The organism is Mangrovimonas sp. CR14 (assembly GCF_011764015.1).
In the GTDB taxonomy this organism is placed as follows: Bacteria; Bacteroidota; Bacteroidia; order Flavobacteriales; family Flavobacteriaceae; genus Mangrovimonas; species Mangrovimonas futianensis.
Window position 1 is genome coordinate 1 of sequence record NZ_JAAFZY010000017.1, and the last position, 3,664, is coordinate 3,664.

At 39.1% G+C, this 3,664-nt stretch carries 2 protein-coding genes; both read right to left on the minus strand.

The window, feature by feature from the left end; translation table 11 throughout:
- Positions 1 to 3,227 (minus strand): SprB repeat-containing protein (locus GZ212_RS16040; RefSeq protein ID WP_206080471.1); only part of this gene is annotated, 3,227 nt, incomplete at its 3' end.
- A 143-nt stretch (positions 3,228 to 3,370) separates the two neighbouring features.
- Positions 3,371 to 3,664 (minus strand): type IX secretion system membrane protein PorP/SprF (locus tag GZ212_RS16045; RefSeq protein ID WP_166962539.1); only part of this gene is annotated, 294 nt, incomplete at its 5' end.

Here is a 3,664-nt window from a genome sequence, read left to right on the forward strand (position 1 = left end):
GCCGTAAGGCCCGTAAAGGTATTGCCGGACTGGAAGTTGGTCCCGTCGATACTGTATGAATAGGGAGGCGTACCACCAGTTACACCCGTCACTGTAATGGTCCCACTACCGTTACATGTGTAAGGAGAGGTGAGTTCAACTGTACCTTCAATCGTAGAATCGGCAGTTATGGTTACCTGTTGTGGTTCGGTATAACATACTGAATCATCTAAACTATACTTTACTATAACTTCATAGGTACCTTCTGTTAAATTTGTAAAAACAGGAGCATCAACAAACGTTGATCCGCCATCAATACTGTATTCTAAAGTTGTTCCGTATGCATTGGTAACATCAAATGTTATGGTTCCGTTAGAAGTAAAACCACATTCTATATTAGTAGATGTAACGGTATAATCAGGTTCTGGAATATCATCAACAGTAATGGTCGTTGTAGCACTACAGTTATTTGAGTCCATAACAAGAATAGCATAAGTACCAGGAGCTGTAACTGTATATTCTGGAACGGTTTGAAATTCAGAATCACTATTAATGAAATAGAAATATGGAGGCGTTCCTCCTTCAGGATAAATAGTGATTTCCCCGTCGTCACAGGTTAAGGGGCTTGTTAATGCAGCGGTTACTGTCAATAATGGTGGTTGAATTATTTCAATTTCTTCTGAATATTCACAACCATCATCGGTTTCAAAGCTAACCGTATATATTCCGGGGTTTAGATTTTCAAAAGTGTAACTGTTTTCCATTTGTGGTCCCACACTATTGACCAATGTTCCGTTTTGATGAATCGAAAAATAGTATTGTGGATCGGCATCATTGGCTGCCAAATAAATGCTACCAAAATCATCATAACATAAAGGTTGTTCTATTATTGTTGATGCTGTAAAGTCACTTTCAAAAATTTGAACATCTGGAACTGTGAAGACACAAGGATTGGTTTCTACTTCGGTTTGAGTAATATAAACCGTATACATCCCTGGAGTTGTTACAGTGAAGACGTTACTCGATTGGAAATTGACATTATCCAAACTAAATTCATATCCGCTGGGAACACCATTGACGGTGATGGTTCCAGGAGATTCACAAGTGATGTCAGTTGCTGTTACTGTAGGCTCCAGTAAATTTTCATAGACATTAAAATAGAATTGGACATAACAACCTCCTTCAAAATTGATGGTCAGACTAAATTGACCTGCCGTATCAGCTGTGTAGTTTGGTCCTGTTCCTACTTGGTTCCAGGTACAAGCGTCATTTTCATTGGCACAATCTGCATTTTCTACAGCAGCACAACTAGACTCATCTAATTGTTCCCATACTATAGAAGTCGTGCCAGAGATATTGGTTTGAATGTCTACAAAATCATTCGCTCCACATAAATAAATATTCGGCAAAAGTTTTCCGTCGTTTGGACAGGTGACTACTTCGTCAGCATAAGGAATGACTGGGTTGGTAATATCTCCTCCAAAAGTTGTTACATGATATTCTTGAGCAATGGATTGACATGGATTTGGAGCTGTGTTGAATGAATAGTAAGTTCCAACTTCGGTAGCTGTAAAGGTTTGACCCGTACCAATAACCGGGTTTCCTGAAGGGTTAGTGGACCATTCATAAGTATCATACCCATCGGCTGCAGTTAGAGTAATACTGTCTCCACATAAAATAAAGTCTTTTGAAAAAGTACAATCTAGATCCACCAAAAAGTTAGTAGCCTGTGGACTCAATAAACACCCAGTATTGCTGCTTAAACTGGGGTCGTCCGTAATTAAGAAATCAGGATTGATAGTACCTTGATAGGAAGCAAACGCTTGATTGTTGATAATATTGGAGCAAGCATCTGCTAAATCGGCACAGGTTTCAACAGTTTGAACTTCTATACGTATTTCATAAACAGGGTCATTGATTTCGACTAAAGAATCGTCAATGTTAAATATGATTTCCCTCGTTATGGGATCATAACTGGCAACCGTAACTCCTGGAGGCAACACTAAATCCTCAGGGTAATTAAAGATAATGTTGATAGGTAAAACATCTCTAATTTGGAAGTTTGTTGCATGGTCATTACCCACGTTTTGAAACCCAATAACATAATTTAATGGTTGCCCTAAACCTACATATTGCCCGCCAATATCATTGCCCATGTCATCTTCAACTATTTTAGTCAAAATGATATCGGGTTCGATTATTTCTACCGCAAAAGCATAGAAATATTGAAAATAGACATCTTGATCACTCTCCAACCTTACAACAGCCGATGTGGCATCATTAGCTATGACATTGTTGCCTGGATTAGGTACGACCATCACCCCTGTGTCAAATCCAAGTGTGTTTGTACTATTGGGAACTCGGTTATCTACAGGTAAAGCACTCAACTGGGTGACCGAACTGTTAAAAAAGTTATTTGCAGGTCTATCAGCTGCTGATAAAGGAATGTTATTTAATAGCAATCTGTCATTCTGAATAGGTTTATCACCTTCCAGCGTTGCAAAAGCAAAATTGGCTCTTACTGGTTGGGGTGCTGGTACGGTTCTAAATCCGGAAACTGGCACGTCTAAATTAACACTACTACTAATGGCACTGAATCCATCAAAACTAGTGATGGATTTTCCAGGCATTGTAGGGTCTTCATAGACCACAAAGAGAGACCATCCAGCAGAATATCCTGTTCCATTGTATGGGTTAAAACTTCCTGTTTCACCTTGTGCACTGGATACATTGGCAATGGTATAAGTCCCTAGATCGGTGTCAAGACTGGTTACAATAGACGTTACATCGGCATAACAGGAGTAGGGATAACTATCTCCAGTAGCAGTACCATTGGCACTATAAACTATTTCTCCGGTGACATCAAAATACCCGCCACTGGGACCTTTTAGTTTGACATTTTCAATTGGTTCATCTCCATTTGTTACTGCTCCCCAATACAATCCTGCATAGATTATTTGATAACAATTGGGGTTTGGAATTTCAAGGTCAGCGCTTGAAGAACTGAAGGTGGAGTTGTCGTTGTCAATGTCTATATAAGTCATGTCGACGTTATGGTTATAGACATTATTTTGATTAAAGGCATTGTTATCTGGACCCAGAATATTGTTTCCTATTAACAAAATATCACCCTTTAGATCTTGATCAAATCTTGGAGTGAATGGTACATAATTTTGGGCAAACGAATGAAAGCCCAAAAACAATAGGAATGTTATAAGGGCTAATTTTGAAAAAGTAGGTTTTTTCATGGCAGCTTAGTTTAGTTCTCCTTTTTCTGCAAGGGGCATCGCATAGAAGGAGGTTATGTTAGTGTTTGTTCTAGTTTTGTTTCATTTAATATTTGTTTTAAATCATTTATAAATTTAACTGTGCCTTTGTTTTTAAATAACCACTAATACATTCTATGTTTGCTTGCTGTACACGGGCAGTCCGAGAGTCCCTGTAGGAAGTCGATGCCAATTGTGATCATGTGTGTACCGGAGTTGTAGCCTATCAGGTCGTTCATGGTGATCTGGTAGGAGTATGCAAAATAGAACTTGGACTTCATGATCCCTGCCATTGGCCCAATGTTCAGCGGTTTGAAGAACTGGTCGTTCAGGAACCTGTAAGAGGCGCCAATCCAGTAGTAATCTTCTTTTCTGTTGAACTTTCTGTACTTGAAGTTGACATCGGTTGTAGACCTTCC